The sequence below is a fragment of the Pseudomonas petroselini genome (genome assembly GCF_045037875.1).
GTDB lineage: Bacteria > Pseudomonadota > Gammaproteobacteria > Pseudomonadales > Pseudomonadaceae > Aquipseudomonas > Aquipseudomonas petroselini.
In genome coordinates, this window is sequence record NZ_CP173614.1 from 5,389,253 (window position 1) to 5,406,698 (window position 17,446).

The window sequence follows — 17,446 nt, forward strand, 5'->3', positions numbered from 1 at the left end:
GCTCCTTACGAGGCGGCAAGTGCCGCAAGGTGTGTTTGTTGGGTGACCCGTTCGGCCAGTTGCCCGACCACATGGCGCGCCGAGTTGGCCGCCGATTCCTGCCAGATACCGACGCCGCTTTGCACCAGGCCGTCGCCGGCGAAATACACCCGGCCATGCCCGGCTTCGAGCAAGGCGCTGGCGTCGGCCGGGAAGTGTTCACGTTGCAGCCACGGGCCTTCGCTGTAGGGAATCTGTTCCCAGGACACCGCCAGCGGGTGGCGCAGGTGTTTTGAATAGCCCGGATGCAACAGTTCCACGGCCTCCTTGGAGGTGGCGTACTGCTTGTCGAACGGCTGCGCGCCAAACACGTCGGCGCCCTCCCCGGTCACGTAGCCCGCCACCAGCAAGCCTTCGCGGGTGTTGAGGTCGTTGCTCGGGTACCACAGCAGGCGTGCCGGGTGTTCGATCCACGACAGGCCACCGTAGGTGCGATAGTCGGTTTCCCAGAAGCGCGGCGACTGCCACGCGACTTTGGTCGCCTGATCGCTGCGGGTGCTGAGCAAGGCGGCCTTGATCGGCTCGCTGAAATCGGTGTCGAGCTTGGCCAGCAGCGGTAGCGGCAACGTCGAGATCAGGTAATCGGCGCGGACCACCTGTTCGCGACCGCTGAGCGTGTCGTGGTAAGTCACCGCCACGCCGTCTTCCAGCTGGCGGATCTGCCGCACCTGGGCGCCCAGTTGCACGTGGCCCCTGACGCGCTGGTAGAAGGCATCGGTGATGCGGTCCATGCCCCCCACCGGTTGGAACATGGTGGCGGAGAACTCCGGGAATTCGGTGTGCAGCAGCGCGCCCCACAGTTCCGGGTGCAGCAATTGGTCGAGCGCCAGCGGACCGCGGTTGGCGGGTAAGGCACCGGGATACGCAGGCGATTCCAGGTGCCCCGAACGAAGCGTGCCCTCGAACGCCAGCGCGTGTGACAGGTCGCCATACACCTGCAAAAACGCCAACAATCGCGTGCGTTCTTCAGCGCTCAACAGATCGTCGAGGGCATCGCGCTGCACGGCTTTGGCCAGCAAGCCGGACACATGCCCCCGCGCATCGTTGATCGCCTGGCCGACGGTGAACGCCGGCTTTTGCACATCCGGCCGCACCTGGGCGCCATGGCTGCTGTTGACCAGCACTTCCAGCGGCACACCCAACTCACTGCAATAGTCGAGGATCGTACGGTGTTGGCTGGGAATCCGTGCAGGCCCGGCATTGAAGTAATGCCCGGGGTCGAATGCGGCGGTTTGCGTGCGGCCGTCCTTGTAGTCCACGCGGTCGCCGTTGCGGATCGTCCAGGTGCGGCCGCCCACCCGCTCACGGGCCTCCAGCACGTGCACGTCGAACCCGGCGCGGGTCAGTTCCAGCGCCGTCACCAGCCCCGCGATTCCGGCCCCCAGTACCAGCACGCGAGTGCCCTGCCCCAGGCCGCTCTTGAGTTTCAGCGGTTGCGGGCGACGGTGTGACGACGGCCCCAGGCCCAATGCCGCCAGCGCATCCTTGGCGGCCTGCTCGCCGCCCACCGCAGCGATGCTCGACAGCGCTTCACGTCGTGTCAGTCCCATGTCGATGTCTCCTTAATCCGGCAGCCCCGGTGGGTTGATCAGCGATTTGTCGACACGCTCTACGTCGAGGCCCCAGCGTTGCAGCACCTGTTCGTATTGGCCGCCGGCAATCGCGCCTTCCAGGGCGGTGTGGATCGGCTTGACCAGGCCGTTGTCCTTGCGCGTGGTGACGGCGATGTCCGCCTGCAACGGCCAGCCGCCGTTGACGGTGCCGACACGCTTGATGCCGCCGGTGATCGCGGCGGAATAGGCGTACACCGAATTGGGACCGAACAGGGCATCGCTGCGACCGGACTGCACCGCCAATTGCGCGGCGGCCTGGTCGTCGAAATACTGCAGCAGCGCGGGTTTGAGGCCGGCCTTTTCATTCGCCTCGTTCCACGCCAGCAGGACTTTTTCCTGGTTGGTGCCGGACCCCACGATAATCTTCAGACCGGCGATGTCCGCCGCTTCCTTGATCTCGCTGATCTTGCTGGTGCTCTTCACATAAAAACCGAGCACATCCTGGCGGTAGGTGGCGAAGTCAAACCGCTTCTTACGCGCCTCGGTCACGGTGACGTTGCTGATCACCGCGTCGTACTTGCCCGAACTGACGCCCAGGGGCCAGTCCTCCCAGCTGGTCTGCACCACGTTGAGTTGCAGGCCGAGGCTGTCGGCGACCAGCTGCGCGGTGTCGGCCTCGCTGCCGATGGTGGTCTTGTCGTCGCTGGCCAGCAGCGCCAGCGGTGGCCCCGCCACGCCGGACACGGCCACGGTGAACTTGCCCGGCTGGGCGAACTTGAAGCCTGGCGGGATCTGCGCGATGGCCGCCTCGTTACGCGGCACATGGATGCGCGGGCGGTCGGGGCTGAGGTCGACCTGTTGCACGGCGAGCGCGGCTTGCGCGGTGCCGACGGCGATCGCCAACAGCGCGATACGAGCAGTAGAGGTAAACATGGGCAGTCACTCCGTTAACTAAAGCACCTTGCCGAGAAAGGCCACGGTGCGGGGATGTCGGGGTTGGCGGAAAATCTGTTCAGGCGGGCCTTCTTCGATCAACTGGCCGTCGCAGAGGAACACCACGTGGTCGGCCACTTCGCGGGCAAAGCCGATCTCGTGGGTGACAATCACCAGGGTCACACCCAGTTGGGTCAGGCCCTTGATCACGTCGAGGACTTCGCCCACCAGTTCGGGGTCGAGGGCCGAGGTGGGCTCGTCGAACAGCAGCACTTTCGGGTCCAGCGCCAGGGCGCGGGCAATCGCAACGCGCTGTTGCTGGCCGCCGGAGAGCTGGCGCGGGTAGGCATCGACCTTGTCCGCCAGGCCAACCTTGGCCAGCAGTTCTTGCGCCTTGGCCTGGCCGTCGGCCTTGCTCCAGCGCTTGTGGGCCAGCGGTGCTTCGGCGACGTTTTCCCAGGCGGTGAGGTGCGGGAACAGGTTGAAGTTCTGGAACACGAAACCCACGTCGATGCGGCGCTTGAGGATTTCGCGCTCCTTGAGCTCGTACAGAAGGTCGCCCTTGCGGCGGTAGCCGACGTATTCACCGTCGATGGTGATATGCCCGCTGTCGATCTTCTCCAGGTGGTTGATGGTGCGCAGCAAGGTGGACTTGCCCGAGCCGGACGGCCCGAGGATCACCGTGACCTTGCCTGGATCGATGGTCAGGTCGATGTCCTTGAGCACTTGCTGGTTGCCAAAGCGCTTGCCCACGCCCTGGATCTGAATGCGCCCCGCGCGTGCCTCACCCATGGGTTTTCTCCTTCAACCAACCGCGTAGGCGTTGCAGCGGCGTGGGCGGCAGCACCCGTGCGGTGCCACGCGCAAAATGGCGCTCGACGTAGTACTGCGCGCTGGTGAGCACGGTGGTGATGATCAGGTACCAGACGGTGGCGACGATCAGCAGCGGGATCACCGCCTGGGTGCGGTTGTAGATGACCTGCACGGTGTAGAACAGCTCGGGCAGCGCCAGCACGTAGACGATGGACGTGCCCTTGACCAGGCCGATGATTTCGTTGAACCCCGACGGCAGGATCGAACGCAGCGCCTGGGGCAGGATGATCCGGAAGATGCGTCTCGAGGCCGGCAACCCCAGGGCCGCCGCCGCTTCATGCTGGCCGGCATCGACACCGATCAGGCCGCCACGAATGATCTCCGCCGCGTACGCCGCCTGCATCAGGCTCAAGCCCAACACCGCCACGGTGAACTGGCTGAGCACATCCACCGTCGACCACTCGGCGAACACCACGCCGGTGAACGGCACGCCGAGCACGATGTGGTCGTACAGGTAGGCGAAGTTGTAGAGGATGATCAACACCAGCAGCGCCGGCATCGAGCGGAAGAACCAGATATAGCCCCAGGCCAACGCCGCCAGCAGCGGCGAGCCCGACAGCCGCGCCAATGCCAGCGCGGTGCCGAGGATGATGCTGAACACGGTGCTCAGCAGGGTCAGCAACAACGTCTGCCCCAAGCCGCGCAGCACCGATGGGGAGAAGAACCACTGGCCGAACACACCCCACTCCCAGCGCGGGTTGGTGGCCAGGGAATGCACGATGGCGAGCAGCACCAGCGCGGCGAAGATCGACCCGGCCCAGCGCCAGGGATGCCGCGCGGGCACCACTTGCAGGGCCTTGATCGGCGTGGAGACACGGGCCTGGCGCACCGGGCTGGGTGAGTCAATCAGGTCATAGGATTTGGCGACGATGGGCATGGTGTATTCCTCGGCCTTAGAAGGCATAGGTCAAGCGGGTGTAGTAGTACCCACCGGTAAAACCGTAGGGCGAATAGGTGCCGTAGCTGCTGACCATGGTGCTGCTGGGCACGCCTTGTTTCTTGGGGTAGATGTCGAACAGGTTCTTGGCACCGATGGCGACGTTGAGGTCTTTGGTGAGGTTGTAGCCAAGGTCGAGGTCGGTGATCCACTTGGCGCTGTAGACCCGGTCGAGGTCGCGATTGGCCGATGCATTCACTTCCTTGTAGGACCCGTAGCGGGTCAGGGCCAGGTTGAGGTTGAAGCGGTCGATGCTCCAGTCGCCGCCCAGGATCAGCTTGGTATTGGGCTGCACACCGGTGATCAGGTTGCGCGCCTCGCGGTTCATCAACTCATAGGAGGTGCCAAGGATATTGGTCGACTCCTTGTAGTTGAGGATTTTGGTCTGGTTCCAATTGAACGCCGCCGTCCACTTCAGCGAACCGTACTGGCCGAGGTCCTGGCTGTAGTTGCTGACTAGGTCCAGGCCTTTGGTGCGAGTGTCGGCGCCATTGATGAAGTACTGGCCGCCCGAGGTGGAGTTGATGCCGTTGTTCTGCAGCACCTGGGTGATCTCGGGACCGAGCAAGGTACCGGTGAGGGTGATGCGATCGCGCAGGTTGATCACGTAGGCATCGGCGGTGAAACTCAGGCGGTCGGTGGGCGTGAGGGTAAAACCGAGGCTGAAGTTGGTCGAGCGCTCGGGCTTGAGGTCCTCGGCCCCCAAGGCCCTGGCCGCCGCCGAACCCACCGGCAGTACGCCGTAGTTGATCGACTGGTACACACCGTCAACCACGCCATAGGTGGTGGAGCGCGCACTGAACAGGCTGTTGGCCAGGGACGGTGCACGGAAGCCGTTGCTGACGGTGGCGCGCACGGCAAATTCGGGGGTGAAGTCGTAGCGGGTGGTCAGCTTGCCGCTGCGGGTGGCGCCGACGCCTTGGTTGTAGTGCTCGTAGCGGAACGCGGTGCCGACATACCAATCCGGCACCGGGTTGAAGCCCACGTCGACATAACCGGCGAGGCTGTTGCGCGAGGCACTGCTTTCTTCATCCGGCGAAATGCCGTTGGTGACCTGCGCCCCGGACGACGCGCAATTGCCCGGTGCCACGCAGTAGCCGCCGTTGGCGTAGGACTCGTAGTCACCGGCCTGCACCTCATAGGTGTCGCGCCGATGCTCGAAGCCGTAGCTCAGGTCCAGCGGCTTTTGCAGACCGATGTCGAAGCCGCGCTTGAAGTCGAGGTTGGTGGTCAGCTCGGTGGAAATCCACGTGCCGGAGGTGAAGTGATTCGGCGTGGCCTCGCCCAGCGACGGGTTCTGGTTGTGGGTGGTGCCCTGCTCCGCCTCGTTGCGCCCGTAGGTGGTGGACAGGTCCCAGTCCCACTCGCCGACGGTGCCTTTGCCACCGAAGGCAGCCTGGAAATCGTCTTCGTCGATAAACCAGGTAGGCGTGTAGCCCGACGGGTAGCCGTTGGGCCCGGTGGTGATGGTGTTGGTGATGGTCGGCAGGCGGAAGTTCTGGCCTTGCTCGGCTTTGCGTCGTGAATAGGTGGTGAAGGAATACAGGCTGAGGCTGTCGTCGATCGGCAGCTCGGCGTTGTAGCCCAGGGTCAGCAGGTTGGTCTTGGGCGTGCCATAGCCGCCGTACGTGGACTTGCCCGCCAGGCCATAGGCTTGCTCATAGGTGTAGCCGTTGGCGCTGGCCTTGTTGTCATCATTCTGGCTGCGGGCGTCCAGGGCCAGCTGCACGATGCCGCCGTTGCCGATTTCGAAGCCCTTGTTGAGGCTTTGTTGCACGGTCTGTTTCTTGCCGTCATAGCCCAGGCCGGCGTTGGTCACCGAGGTGCCGCTGGTGTCGGCCTTGAGGATGACGTTGATCACCCCGGCGATGGCATCGGAGCCATATTGGGCGGCGGCGCCGTCGCGCAGGACTTCGACATGATCGATGGCGCTGATGGGAATCAGGTCCAGGTCGGCCGGGGCCGCGCCGGTGTTGATACCGTTAATGTTCAAGGTGGCGGCGGTGTGACGGCGCTTGCCGTTGACCAGCACCAGCACCTCGGCGGCGCTCAGGCCACGCAGGTTCGGCGCGCGGGCGATGCCGCTGGCGTCCCAACCGGTTTTTTCCGGCAGGGTCAGCGACGGGATCACCGCGCTCAACGCTTCCATCAGGCCGGGCTTGCCGGTGCTTTGCAGTTGCTTGGCGCTGACCACATCGATCGGCACCGGGCTGCTGGTGACGGTACGTTGTTCGGCGCCCCGGTTACCGGTGACCACCACGGTGGACAGGGTGCTGTCGTCCTGGGCCTGGGCGGTGTTGGCCAGGAAGGCCAGTGCCAGTACGGCGGTCGGTTGTAAGACTTGCTTCATAGCCACTCCAGACAGTCCAAATCGCGAAGTCGGGCAGGCACGCGGGCGGGCGCGGTGCTCGATTTTTTCAGGGGTGTTGCGGCGATTGAGGACTAGGTGTGCGGCGAGTGTGGGGATTGAGTTGGCAACATACGTTGAGCTCCCTTCCAACGATTCTGCCGTGGGCTTGTCACCCGGTTATGGCGCGCAGAATCTTGATTACGCTGGGTACCATCCGAGGTCAGGGGTAGGCTGTTGCGATCAAACATAACGGAATGGGTTTTGAAAATATAATGCTATTTGGGTATAAGCTAATATTCTCTACTTTCATTATTTATGAATGTTTTTATTCATATAAATAATGTCTTTTTGAGATTGTCGTTGGGTAGACGGGGTACATATCCGTTGTTTGGGTAACGGCTGATATGGGTTCCGCCCTTACGGCGGGTCACTTTTGGAAGAGCGCCAAAAGTAACCAAAAACGCCTCGCCCCAACACTCGGTGCCTCGCCTAGGCTCGGCATGCCCTCACTCCGGCTTGAATCCGTGGGCCGCCGCCACGCACCATCCATGGCGCGGGGCGGCTAACCCGGCGTCCTGCCGGGTTACCCACGGATTCAAGCCTGCGTTCGGCCAGCGTGTTTGACGGGGCGCCTAAGATCAAAATCAAAAACCAGATCAAAAGCAGGCTGATACCCCCGGTGTCAGGGTAGTTGTCGTGTCCTCCGCTTTTTAAAAGTATTCCGGGGGCGGCAAGAGTAAGGTCATGCCTTTCTATTCAGAAGAACGCAAAGCTGCACTGTTGAAAATGATGCTTCCGCCGCTGAGCCTTTCAGCGTCGGAGGTCGCGCGCCGTGAAGGTTGTAGCGACATGTCTCTTCATTATTGGCGTAAGCAAGCTGCTGCCAGAGGTTCTCAGTTGTCCGAAAACAAGCAGTCGCCTGAAAGTTGGTCTGCCGAATCCAAGCTCATGGCAGTCATCGAATCATCAGCTTTGTCGGAGCTGGAGCTGAGTGAGTATTGCCGTCGCAACGGTATTTTCCCTGCGCAAATTGACGGCTGGCGCAAAGCTTTCATTGCCAACAGCACTAATCACTCAGCGCTGAAAAAAGGAATCGCTGGTGAGACCAAGGAGGATAAGAACCGGATTCGGGAGCTGGAGCGTGAGCTGCGCCGAAAGGATGCAGCGCTGGCTGAAACAGTCGCATTGCTGGTGCTGCGAAAAAAGCTCAATGCCTACTGGGGGAACGACGACGAGGACAATTGACCTTGTTGCCAGAACGGCATCTTCTCGTCGACTGGCTCACCGAAGCCATCACGGCGGGCGCCCGCAGGGCGCCTGCGTGTCTAGAAGTCGGTATTTCGCTACGCACGCTACAACGCTGGATCCTGCCCGAAGCGTTGTTGGCAGATGGGCGCACCACGACGGTGAGGCCAGTGCCGAATAATGCTCTGAGTGATGTTGAGCGCCAAGCCATCCTGGCCTTGTGCAACAGCAAGGCCTACGCACATCTGCCACCGAGCCAGATCGTGCCACGACTAGCTGACGAAGGACGTTACATGGCATCGGAGGCAACCTTTTACCGAGTGCTGCATGCGGCAGATCAGCAGCATCATCGTTCCCGCGCCAAACGCCCGCATCGCCATGAAGCACCCACCACCTACGCGGCGACAGCCGCCAATCAGGTGTGGTCTTGGGATATCACGTACCTGCCGTCGCCGGTTCGAGGGAAGTTTTACTACCTGTATTTGATCGAGGATATCTACAGCCGAAAGGCTGTGGGCTGGGAAGTTTACGAAGCAGAAAACGGTGAAAAAGCCGCTGTCCTATTGCAACGAAGTGTCACTAGAGAGAAGTGCTGGCGTCAGCCGCTGGTGCTTCATTCGGACAATGGCGCACCTATGAAATCGGTGACGTTACTGACCAAGATGTACGACCTGGGTATCACGCCATCGAGAGGAAGACCCCGGGTAAGCAACGATAATCCTTACTCGGAGTCGCTGTTTAGAACGCTGAAGTACTGCCCGCAGTGGCCGCAGGATGGATTTGGCAGCCTGGATGACGCGCGTATCTGGGTCAGGAATTTTATGGCCTGGTACAACACCGAGCATCGTCATAGCCGAATCCGCTTCGTGACACCCGCCCAGCGCCACGAGGGAAAAGACCGGGAAATCCTGGCCCGGAGGGCGGCAATCTATGGGCAAGCGAGAGAAAAAAGGCCTGAAAGGTGGTCAGGCGAGACACGCAACTGGGACCCTATCGGGACGGTGCACCTCAACCCCGAAAGGGAGCTGACAGTTGTCGTGAAGGTCGCCTAGCAAGACGGGAGACACGACAACTACCTTGAAAAACGCCGGATATCTGCCTGATGTATGGAGATCAAACTGTGGGAGGGGGCTTGCTCCCGATAGCGGTGTGTCAGCTGATCCATCTTTGGCTGTCACACTGCAATCGGGGGCAAGCCCCCTCCCACATTTAGACCGCGATCGACAGACGCAACTCCGGTCGGCTTTAAGGCCGCCGCGCTTGCCTTTGCTCTACACCACTCAAGCCGGCTATCAGGCCGCTGTGCTTTTGCTTTTGATCTTGATCTTAGGCGCCCCGTCAAACACGCTGGCCGGAATTCGACAGGGATTTGGGGGGTAAACCGGCAGGGATGCCGGTTTAGCCGCCCCGCGCCATGGATGGCGCGTGGCGGCGGCCCCCCAAATCCCTGGCGGATTACGGGCACACCGAGCGTGAGCGAGGTGCCGAGTGTTGGGGCGAAGCGTTTTTGGTTACTTTTGGCGCTCTTCCAAAAGTGACCCGCTGTAAGAGCCATCCCTTTCAAGGTCTTTAGTAAAATCCCCTGAAATTTCATTCAGGGGTACCGAAAGATGTGGGCCGATGTTCTAGCGCGTTTCGAGAAAAAAGCACCTGCGAGCGTCATGGCCAAGTTGGCGCTCGAACAGGCTATTGCCCCTGAGTGGGTCGATCAGGTTTTCGAGGAGCATCGGCAACGGCAGTATTCTCGTGAGCTACTGTTCTCGACCATCATCAAGCTGATGTCCCTTGTTTCACTGGGCTTGAAGCCATCCCTGCACGCCGCCGCGCGGCAACTGGAAGATCTTCCTGTCAGCTTGGCGGCCCTTTACGACAAGATCAGTCGTACCGAGCCTGCTCTGTTGCGTGCCCTGGTTACCGGCTGTGCACAGCGCCTGACTCCAACCATCAGAGAGCTGGGCTGCACGGCGATGCTGCCGGGTTGGCAAGTTCGGGTAGTGGACGGTAATCACTTGGCATCCACTGAGAAACGCTTGGGGGCTTTACGTCAGGAGCGCGGCGCTGCTCGTCCCGGTTTTTCGGTGGTGGCCTACGACCCCGACCTGGATCAGGTCATCGACCTTCAGGCGTGTGAGGATGCCTATGCAAGCGAGCGCGTTTGTGTGCTGCCTCTATTGGCCAATGCCGAGCCAGGTCAAGTGTGGCTGGCTGATCGACTCTATTGCACGCTCCCGGTTATGGAGGCTTGTGAGCAGGTCCAAACCTCCTTTGTCATTCGTCAGCAAGCCAAGCATCCACGCTTGATTCAAGAAGGTGAGTGGCAAGAGCCGGTGCCTGTGGAAACGGGCACTGTGCGTGAGCAGATCATCCAGGTCAGAGGCGGTTACCAATGCCGGCGTGTCGAACTGACCCTTCATTCCCCAACGGACTCGGGTGACAGCAGCTTGATGTTCTGGAGCAATCTACCCCAGAGCGTCAGTGCACAGCAGATCGCCGAACTCTATCGCCGCCGCTGGAGCATTGAAGGTATGTTCCAGCGACTGGAAGCGATCCTGGAAAGTGAAATCGAAAGCCTTGGCAGCCCAAAGGCCGCCTTACTCGGGTTCGCTACTGCGGTATTGGCCTACAACGTCCTGGCCGTCCTCAAACGAAGCGTCGAGCAAGCTCATCGGGGTACCCAGCCTGAAGGATGGGAGGCCTCGATCTATCACTTGGCGATTCAGGTTAGAAGTGGTTATGAGGGAATGCAGATTGCGCTGCCCTCGGAACATCTTCCCGTCATTGCTCTGGAAAAACTGGCCCGGCGCTTACTGGAGCTGGCTAGAAACATCCAACCAAAACAAGTGGCGAAAAGCCCCCGCGGCCCCAAGGTGCCTAAGCCCAAAACATGGGTCCAAGGCACTGCGGTACATGCACATGTTTCAACCGACCGGGTAATCAAGGCTGCCAAAACGAAAAGACCTTGAAAGGGATGGCTGTAAGAGCGGAACCCATAGCCGCCGTAACCCAAATAACGGATATGCACACAACCTTTCACCCCCCCGGCTTCAACAACTGCATCTGCTGCCGATAATCATCCGTCACCTGCCGCGCCTGGCTGCTGCTGGTAATCACCCTAGGCGTAATCAACACGATCAACTCCGTCCGATCCTTGGACTTACTGGTATTCCCAAACAACCACCGCAACCCCGGGATCCTCCCAAGGTAAGGCACCGCACTGACACTCTCGGCGTTGTCCTGCTTGATCAACCCCCCCAGCAGCACCGTCTGCCCGCTTTGCACCGCCACTTGGGTCGACACCGAACGCGTGGAGATGCGCGGATTATTCTGCGTGTCATTACTCGAAGACGCCTGGTCCTGCGCGTCACTGACCTGCTGCTGAATATCCATGTACACCAGGCCACCCGGATTGATCCGCGGCACCACATCGAGGATCACCCCAGTCTGCACATACTCGACGCTGCTCAAGGTGGTGTCAGAGGTGCCGGTATTCACCGTGGTCTGGCTGATGGGAATGTTGTCCCCCACCTGAATCTGCGCCGGTTGGTTGTTCATCACCACCAGCGACGGCGCCGACAGCACTTGGGTGCGGCCGTTGGTTTCGAGGGCGTGCAAGGCCACTTGCAGGTTGGAACTGACGAACGAATAGAACAACGAATCCGCCGCCCCCAACCCTGCCCCGCCACCGCCCAACGCGCCTTGGCTGCCGGCGGTGTTGCCCACGGTGGTGCTGGTGGAATTGCCGGCCAGGCGACCCAAGTACCACTGCACCCCAAGGTCCAGTTCGCCGGTGAGTTTGACCTCGAGGATGCGCGTCTCGATCTGCACTTGCAGCGGCGGGTTGTCGAGGCGTTTGATCGCCGATTCGATCTCTTTCCACTGCACCGGACGGGTGCGTACCAGCAGTTGGTTACTGCTTTTCTGCGCGGTGATACGCGTGCCGGCGTCGAGGCTTTTGGCGGGGGCGTCTTCGGTGGCGCCCTGTTCGGCGTCGTCCTGCTCGGCGTCGGGCGCTTGCTCCTCATCCTCAGCGGCAGGCTGGTTGTTGTTGAGGTTGTTACTCAGGCCACCCGGCGTGCTGCCGGAGGTGCTGTTGGTGCCGGGCGAAGACAAGGTCGCAGTGCGCAGGCCGGGGGCGACTTTGGCCGGGGTGTCGTCCTTGATTGCGCCCGTACCGTAGATCTGCCGCAGGTACTTGGCCAGGTCGGTGGCTTTCATGTTGCGCACGTCGTAGACGTACATCTGCGGCTCGTTGCCGCCGCCTTCGTCGATGGTGTGGATCCAGTCACCGACTTCGCTGAGGTACTGCGGCTGCGACGAGATCGCCACCACCGAGTTGGTCCGCTCGATCGGCAAAAAACGCACCATGCCCGCCAGGGGCATGCCGCTGTCGGGGCCGAACATTTTTTGCAGCTCGGGCATCAGCTCGGCCACCGAGGCGCGTTGCAGGCCGAACACACCCACCGACATGCCTTTGAGCCAGTCCACATCGAAGGTGTCGATGGTGTCCTGGTAGTTGGCCAGTTCCTCGGGGGTGCCGGCCAGGCTCAGCACATTACGCGCCGGGTCCACCAGCAGGAAGGCGTTCTCGCGGGCGAACGGCTTGAGCAGCTTCTGCATCTCGGTGGCCGAGATATAGCGCAGCGGAAACAGGCGCGCCGACAAACCACTGGAGGGCTGCGACACGCGCATCTCCGGCACCAGCTTGCCCGCCACCGCCTGGTTGGCCGGCAGGATGACATAACGGTTGCCCTGCTTGATCATCGCGTTGTCGGTCCACGACAACAGGGTCTCCAGAATCGACAGGGCCTGCTGCTTGTTCACCGGTTTAGAGGTGGAAAAGCTCACATTGCCCTTCACGCCCTGGGCGATGCTGTAGTTCTCGTGCAGCAGGTCGCCCATCACGCTGTTGATCACCGCTTCGATCGGCTGGTCGGCGAAGTTGAACACGATGTCGCCAGCGCCCTCCTCCTTCCCCGCCGGCGCCGCGGATGGCGCGCGCACGAACTGTTGGTTGCCGCGAATCAATTGGCGTTGCGGCGGCGTCTTGGCCTGGGGTTGGCCGCTGTCGACCGGCGCCTGTTCGCTGGCCGGGTCCACGGGCGGACGTTGCGAACCGGTGCCCTGCATCGCCTCATGCAACAGGGCCTCGTCCGGGTCGAGATGCTCAGGGAATGTCCCGCAGCCACCGAGGGAAACGGCGGTAGCGAGGCACAACACGGTGGTGCGCAAGGCGCCAGGGAATGTATCGATCAAGGGGTGGACTCGTGAGGAAGGGTAATCGGGGGTGTGGTGGACGGCGGCGGCAAACGCAAGGCGCGCAGGCTCAGGGTTTGTGTGCGGCCGTCCAGCGCAAAGCGGGCATCGCGGGGTGTGAGGTGTTCCAGGCGCCAGCCATTGGGCAGGGTCTGGCCCTGGCGGACTTTGAGCGGCGGGCCGTCGGCGCGTTTGAGCAGGGCCACGCGCAGGTCGCCATCCAGCACGATGCCGGTCAGCGTCAGGCTCGACAGGCTGGAAACGGCCGCCTGGCCCACCGCGCGGTCGGGGCTGCGGTCGGGACTGAACAGCGGCGCTTGCCAGGTGCCGGCCAGGCTTTCCAGGGTCGCGTTCGGCGCCACCAGTACCTTGGCGGCCGCAGTGGTGCCCGCATCGGGTTCGGGCGCCGGCAGCCATTGCGGCGCATCGCCGATGCTGCTGAGGATGCCGACCATCAGCAGGCCCAACAGCCCGGCCACACCGAGCAACAGCCATTCCAGGGGACGCAATGCATTGATCATCGCTGCACCTGCCGGGCCGTGGCCGGTTGCAGGTAGCCGCGCACCAACAGGTGCACCACCAGTTGCCCGGCACCACCGCTGGCCGGTGCGTTCGGCGGGCGGCGGATGCTCATCTCATCGACAAACAGAAACGGCCGCTGGTACTCCAGTTCATGCAGAATCGCGGTCAGGGGTTCGATGGCGCAATTGAGGGTAAGGCTGACTTTGACTTGGCGATAGGGCTCGGCATCGTCCTGCTCCGGGGTGATGGGCATGCGCTGCGTCAGGCTGCAACCGCCGCCGAGGCTGGCGCGGCTGTTGATCAGGTCGGCGATGCGTTGCATCAGGTCGGCCGCCACGGCGCTGGGGTCATCGCCGGGCAACAAGCTGGTGCTGCTGGCCGGGTCCTGCCGCGCCTGTTCCAGCTGTTGGCGCAGGCTATCGCCTTGGCGCAACAGGCCGGCGTAGCGTTGCTGCTGCTCACGTAACTGTTCGGACTGCTCGCCCATGCTGCGCAAGGGGCCGGCGAACCAGCTGTCGATCAACAGCCAGTAACCGGCGCCAAGCACCAGGGCCAGGACGATCAACGCCGCGCCACGGCGTTCACGGGGTGTCAGTGGTCGGCGCATCGGCGGCCTCCTGGTGCAGGTGGGCGCGCAAGGAAAACTGATCCTTGCCGGTTTGCGCATCGGGTTGGATCACCCCTTCGAACTGGGCATTTTCCAGGCTGTGGCAGCCCTTGATCCGGGTGATCAGCGCGCTGGCCTTGGCGCTTTGCCCGGAGAAGGACACGTCGGCGCCGTCGTTGACTTCCAATTGGTCGAGCCAGGTGTCGGACGGCAGGCAGGCGGTCAGCTCGTTGAGCAGCGCCGCCAACGGCGGTTGCGCGGCCTTGCGGCGGATCAGGTACTGGGCGGCGCCCCGGGTATTGAGCAATTGCTGGCGCAGGGCCTGGACCTCGGCGACCTGGGCTTTCTGTTCGCGCACGCTCTTCTGCATGGCATCGAGCACGCGCTGGCGGTCATTGAGCCACAGCAGCATCGCGGCAATCAGCAAGGCGCCGCACAGCCATGGCAAGCTGCGTTGCAGGCCCTTGCCCTGGGGGCGCTGGCGGGGGCGCAACGGTGCCGGCAGCAAGTCGATGCCCATTGGCGCGCCCGTCGCATCCGCCACATCCACGGCATGGGGCTGCAAGCCGAGGGCGGCGCAGTCATTGAGGATCTGGTCGAGGCGCTCACGCAGGATCGCCACCAGCGTGACGTGCAAGTGCGTCGGCGTACGGCGTTCCTGACGCGCGACAAAGTACAGTTGGGCAGCGTCGAACGGCGTGAAGCGGTCCAGTTCATAGCCGACGACCGTCGACAGGTTACGCGCCGCGGCCGGGGGCAATTGCAGGGTTTGCACCAGCACCGTTTCAGGCGGTAGCACCAGCACGTGGCGCGCTTCGCCGGGGTGCTGTTCGACCGGCATGGTCAGCGGCCAGGCATAGACATGCTCGGGGATATCGGCGAACGACAGCCAGGCCGGCAGGCAGCCGCGCAACTCCTTGAGCCACAGGCGCCAGCCCAGTTGCAGCAGGCTGCCGCGCCAGCGTTGCATGACGGGCTCCAGGTACTTATTCATTCTTGCCAACGTAGGACTCGATAAGGTTGTGCGCTGCCTTGCGCGGGGCTCAATAACACGGTGGCTTGCACCTGGGCGTGGTAACCGCCGGGACGTTGCGCGCGGCTGCTGACCACCAGCACTTCGCCGGCATCGGCCCCCACCGCGCTCTGGTGCGGCAGGTTCAGCGCGCGGCGCATCAACGCACTGGCGAAGGCCGGATCGGGTCGGTCCAGGCCGCTCCACAGGCTGATTTCGGGCACCAATTCGCTGTACAGCGCCTGGGTCATGCCCGGCAGTTGACGCACTTCTTCCACTACTCGAAACGGCGCCAGGCCCTGGTTACGGCGCACTTCCAGGGCTTTGGCGAGCTGGTTGGCCTGGCGTTGAGTCGCACCGCAGGCCAAGGCCAGGCGGGCGAAATCGCCGACCTCGGCGCTGTTCAAATACAACTTGCCGCGCTCGCTGCGCAGGCTGACGTGCAGTTGCGCGTCATCAAATACCCGCGAAATTTCACGCCCGTCGGCTATCCATTGCTTGCGCTGCAAGGGGTCGAGCAGACCTTGCATCGCCAGCGCCACGCCCGCCTCGGCAGCCAGCACCGCCTGGGTGTGCTGGCGGTGCCAGGCGGCCTGGCGCGTTTCCAGTTGCACCCAACCGGCCAGACCACCCAGCAACAGGCTGAGCAAGGCCAGCACCCACAGCACCAGCAACAGGGCAACGCCACGTTGATGCTTGATCATTCGGGCGCCCCGCCCGACAAGTTCAGGCGCAGGGCAACCACCTGGGTCACCCAGGGCACCGGCCCATTCACTCGCGCGTCGATCCGCACCGCATAAGGCAGGCGCTTGGTCCACGGCCATTCGCTGATCCAGCCGGTGAGTTGGCCTTTGGGCGACAGGCCGCGATAGCTGAATTGCACATACTCAACGTCTTTCAACAACACCTGCGGCTCACTGCGCGACGCCGGCACGCTCACTTGCGCCTGGGACTCAAACCGTGCGAACGCGACTTGCAGGTCACGCTGCGATTCCGGCCCCACCAATTGCAGCGTAAAGCGCTGAATCCCGCCACCGAGCACGCCTGGCAAGGTCGCGACAAACTGCATGCGCTGCGGGCTGCCGGCGAAAAAACCGTCGACCTGGCTGTCGTCCTCGGTCACATCCAGCGGCAGCGCCTCGCTGATGGCGGTGCGCAAAAACTGCTGCGCGGCGCGCATTTCATCCAGGCTGACCGTATAGCGCTGGGCCTTGAGCACCGCCCGATTGGCCCCCAGCAACGCGCCACCGACCAAGGTCAGCAGCACGCCGAGCAGGCTCAGCACGATCATCACCTCGAGCAAGGTAAAGCCCTGCTGATGCTGCTTCACAATCCTGCCCCGGCAGCGCGCAGTTTCAACGTGCTGAAGTGTGCCTGGCGCGGGCCTTCGCTGACGCTGAGATCAAGGCGAAACAGCTGCGGCTGACCGATACGGGTGGGCTGCTGGGCGATGCGCAGCTGCCAGTCGATGCCGTCCAGTTCGCCCTGGCGCACGCCGTTGGCCAAGGGCCCCGCGCCTTCCTGGTCCATCACGCTGACGGCGGCATGGGTGAGCCGGTCGCTATGGGCGACTTGCAACAACGAGCGCGCGCTCTGGCCGAAGGCGACCAGCAACACGCTGCTGCAGATCGCCATAAGCACCAGCGCCGCAAGCATTTCCAGCAGGGTGAAACCGCCTTGATGCTTCATGGCAGCGCCTTGGACTGCACACTGCCGGTGAGCCAGCCGATGTCGATGCGCCAACGCCGGCTGCCATTTGCCAGCAGCAGGTTGCCACCGGTGGAGCTGCCATCGGCGTAGAACGCCACCGCCGAGCCGGCCTGTTCTGCGGTGTGCAGGGTCACGTGCAGGTCGGCCGGCCAGTGTTTCAACGGGCGGCCCGGAGCCTGGAAGCTTTGCTGACGCAAGTCGAACACGGTGCTTTGGGCGGTGCCGCTGACAATCGCCCGCGCCCGCGTGCTGCGCAGCGCCTCGACTATCTGCCCGACAGCCTGGCGCTCTTTCGCGGCACGCAGGCCTTGTTGCAGGCCAAACCCCACCAACCCGGCCGCGATGCTGATCAAGACGATCACCACCAGCATTTCCAGCAGGGTAAAGCCGCGTTGGAGGTTGGGCATGGTCG

General features: G+C 62.7%; 15 protein-coding genes. 2 read left to right on the forward strand and 13 right to left on the reverse strand.

Translation table 11 applies throughout. The features are described 5' to 3' along the window. Positions 1 to 5 precede the first annotated feature (5 nt). The 5 genes from ACI512_RS24705 to ACI512_RS24725 are packed head-to-tail and all read right to left on the reverse strand — an operon-like array spanning position 6 to position 6,685. Positions 6 to 1,589, reverse strand: a complete 1,584-nt coding sequence (locus ACI512_RS24705) for an FAD-dependent oxidoreductase (protein WP_236382359.1) — start codon at positions 1,587 to 1,589, stop codon at positions 6 to 8. Between the two features lie 12 nt (positions 1,590 to 1,601). After that, entirely contained in the window at positions 1,602 to 2,525 is a 924-nt protein-coding gene (locus tag ACI512_RS24710; RefSeq protein ID WP_015884858.1) for an ABC transporter substrate-binding protein, read from the reverse strand. Between the two features lie 18 nt (positions 2,526 to 2,543). Beyond that, positions 2,544 to 3,317 carry an amino acid ABC transporter ATP-binding protein gene (locus ACI512_RS24715; protein ID WP_236382361.1) on the reverse strand — a complete coding sequence of 258 codons (774 nt, stop codon included), beginning with the start codon at positions 3,315 to 3,317 and terminating at the stop codon, positions 2,544 to 2,546. Further along, complete coding sequence (locus ACI512_RS24720) at positions 3,310 to 4,275, reverse strand: amino acid ABC transporter permease (protein WP_043205611.1); 966 nt, start codon at positions 4,273 to 4,275, stop codon at positions 3,310 to 3,312. The genes ACI512_RS24715 and ACI512_RS24720 overlap by 8 nt, the downstream gene beginning before the upstream one ends. Positions 4,276 to 4,291: 16 nt before the next feature. Beyond that, the gene (locus ACI512_RS24725) at positions 4,292 to 6,685 is read right to left on the reverse strand and encodes a TonB-dependent siderophore receptor (protein ID WP_093541261.1); all 2,394 of its coding nucleotides are present in this window, start codon (positions 6,683 to 6,685) and stop codon (positions 4,292 to 4,294) included. A gap of 744 nt (positions 6,686 to 7,429) precedes the next feature. Here ACI512_RS24725 and ACI512_RS24730 point away from each other — a divergent pair. Both ACI512_RS24730 and ACI512_RS24735 read left to right on the forward strand, forming a co-directional pair. Beyond that, a protein-coding gene (locus tag ACI512_RS24730) for an IS3 family transposase (protein WP_183143922.1) occupies positions 7,430 to 8,982 on the forward strand; the annotation gives its coding sequence in 2 pieces (ribosomal slippage) (positions 7,430 to 7,892 and positions 7,892 to 8,982; 1,554 coding nt in all). 609 nt (positions 8,983 to 9,591) lie between these two features. Then, entirely contained in the window at positions 9,592 to 10,893 is a 1,302-nt protein-coding gene (locus ACI512_RS24735; protein ID WP_405121912.1) for an IS4 family transposase, read from the forward strand. A 67-nt stretch (positions 10,894 to 10,960) separates the two neighbouring features. Here the strand turns inward: ACI512_RS24735 and gspD are convergent, their stop codons facing one another. The 8 genes from gspD to ACI512_RS24775 are packed head-to-tail and all read right to left on the reverse strand — an operon-like array spanning position 10,961 to position 17,441. Beyond that, positions 10,961 to 13,183, reverse strand: a complete 2,223-nt coding sequence (gspD, locus tag ACI512_RS24740; protein ID WP_405121399.1) for a type II secretion system secretin GspD — start codon at positions 13,181 to 13,183, stop codon at positions 10,961 to 10,963. Beyond that, positions 13,180 to 13,704, reverse strand: coding sequence for a general secretion pathway protein GspN (locus tag ACI512_RS24745; protein WP_236380771.1), 525 nt, complete (start codon positions 13,702 to 13,704; stop codon positions 13,180 to 13,182). Before ACI512_RS24745 ends, gspD begins: the two co-directional genes overlap by 4 nt. Beyond that, a complete protein-coding gene (gene gspM, locus ACI512_RS24750) occupies positions 13,701 to 14,312 on the reverse strand; it encodes a type II secretion system protein GspM (RefSeq protein ID WP_236380773.1) in 612 nt (203 codons plus the stop codon). Before gspM ends, ACI512_RS24745 begins: the two co-directional genes overlap by 4 nt. Beyond that, the gene (locus ACI512_RS24755; RefSeq protein WP_236380774.1) at positions 14,287 to 15,306 is read right to left on the reverse strand and encodes a type II secretion system protein GspL; all 1,020 of its coding nucleotides are present in this window, start codon (positions 15,304 to 15,306) and stop codon (positions 14,287 to 14,289) included. The genes gspM and ACI512_RS24755 overlap by 26 nt, the downstream gene beginning before the upstream one ends. Continuing rightward, the gene (locus ACI512_RS24760) at positions 15,303 to 16,028 is read right to left on the reverse strand and encodes a hypothetical protein (protein ID WP_064053363.1); all 726 of its coding nucleotides are present in this window, start codon (positions 16,026 to 16,028) and stop codon (positions 15,303 to 15,305) included. Before ACI512_RS24760 ends, ACI512_RS24755 begins: the two co-directional genes overlap by 4 nt. Then, positions 16,025 to 16,654: a prepilin-type N-terminal cleavage/methylation domain-containing protein gene (locus ACI512_RS24765; RefSeq protein ID WP_405121400.1), complete on the reverse strand. Its 630-nt coding sequence runs from the start codon at positions 16,652 to 16,654 to the stop codon at positions 16,025 to 16,027. The genes ACI512_RS24760 and ACI512_RS24765 overlap by 4 nt, the downstream gene beginning before the upstream one ends. After that, positions 16,651 to 17,013 carry a prepilin-type N-terminal cleavage/methylation domain-containing protein gene (locus ACI512_RS24770; protein ID WP_015884868.1) on the reverse strand — a complete coding sequence of 121 codons (363 nt, stop codon included), beginning with the start codon at positions 17,011 to 17,013 and terminating at the stop codon, positions 16,651 to 16,653. Before ACI512_RS24770 ends, ACI512_RS24765 begins: the two co-directional genes overlap by 4 nt. Beyond that, entirely contained in the window at positions 17,010 to 17,441 is a 432-nt protein-coding gene (locus ACI512_RS24775; RefSeq protein WP_015884869.1) for a type II secretion system protein, read from the reverse strand. Before ACI512_RS24775 ends, ACI512_RS24770 begins: the two co-directional genes overlap by 4 nt. Positions 17,442 to 17,446 lie beyond the last annotated feature (5 nt).

Bases quoted from the DNA above. Each gene is read 5' to 3' on its own strand.
- ACI512_RS24705 (WP_236382359.1), bottom strand. From the start codon at position 1,589: ATGGGACTGACACGACGTGAAGCGCTGTCGAGCATCGCTGCGGTGGGC.
- ACI512_RS24710 (WP_015884858.1), bottom strand. From the start codon at position 2,525: ATGTTTACCTCTACTGCTCGTATCGCGCTGTTGGCGATCGCCGTCGGC.
- ACI512_RS24715 (WP_236382361.1), bottom strand. From the start codon at position 3,317: ATGGGTGAGGCACGCGCGGGGCGCATTCAGATCCAGGGCGTGGGCAAG.
- ACI512_RS24720 (WP_043205611.1), bottom strand. From the start codon at position 4,275: ATGCCCATCGTCGCCAAATCCTATGACCTGATTGACTCACCCAGCCCG.
- ACI512_RS24725 (WP_093541261.1), bottom strand. From the start codon at position 6,685: ATGAAGCAAGTCTTACAACCGACCGCCGTACTGGCACTGGCCTTCCTG.
- ACI512_RS24735 (WP_405121912.1), top strand. From the start codon at position 9,592: ATGGCCAAGTTGGCGCTCGAACAGGCTATTGCCCCTGAGTGGGTCGAT.
- ACI512_RS24745 (WP_236380771.1), bottom strand. From the start codon at position 13,704: ATGATCAATGCATTGCGTCCCCTGGAATGGCTGTTGCTCGGTGTGGCC.
- gspM (WP_236380773.1), bottom strand. From the start codon at position 14,312: ATGCGCCGACCACTGACACCCCGTGAACGCCGTGGCGCGGCGTTGATC.
- ACI512_RS24755 (WP_236380774.1), bottom strand. From the start codon at position 15,306: ATGAATAAGTACCTGGAGCCCGTCATGCAACGCTGGCGCGGCAGCCTG.
- ACI512_RS24760 (WP_064053363.1), bottom strand. From the start codon at position 16,028: ATGATCAAGCATCAACGTGGCGTTGCCCTGTTGCTGGTGCTGTGGGTG.
- ACI512_RS24770 (WP_015884868.1), bottom strand. From the start codon at position 17,013: ATGAAGCATCAAGGCGGTTTCACCCTGCTGGAAATGCTTGCGGCGCTG.
- ACI512_RS24775 (WP_015884869.1), bottom strand. From the start codon at position 17,441: ATGCCCAACCTCCAACGCGGCTTTACCCTGCTGGAAATGCTGGTGGTG.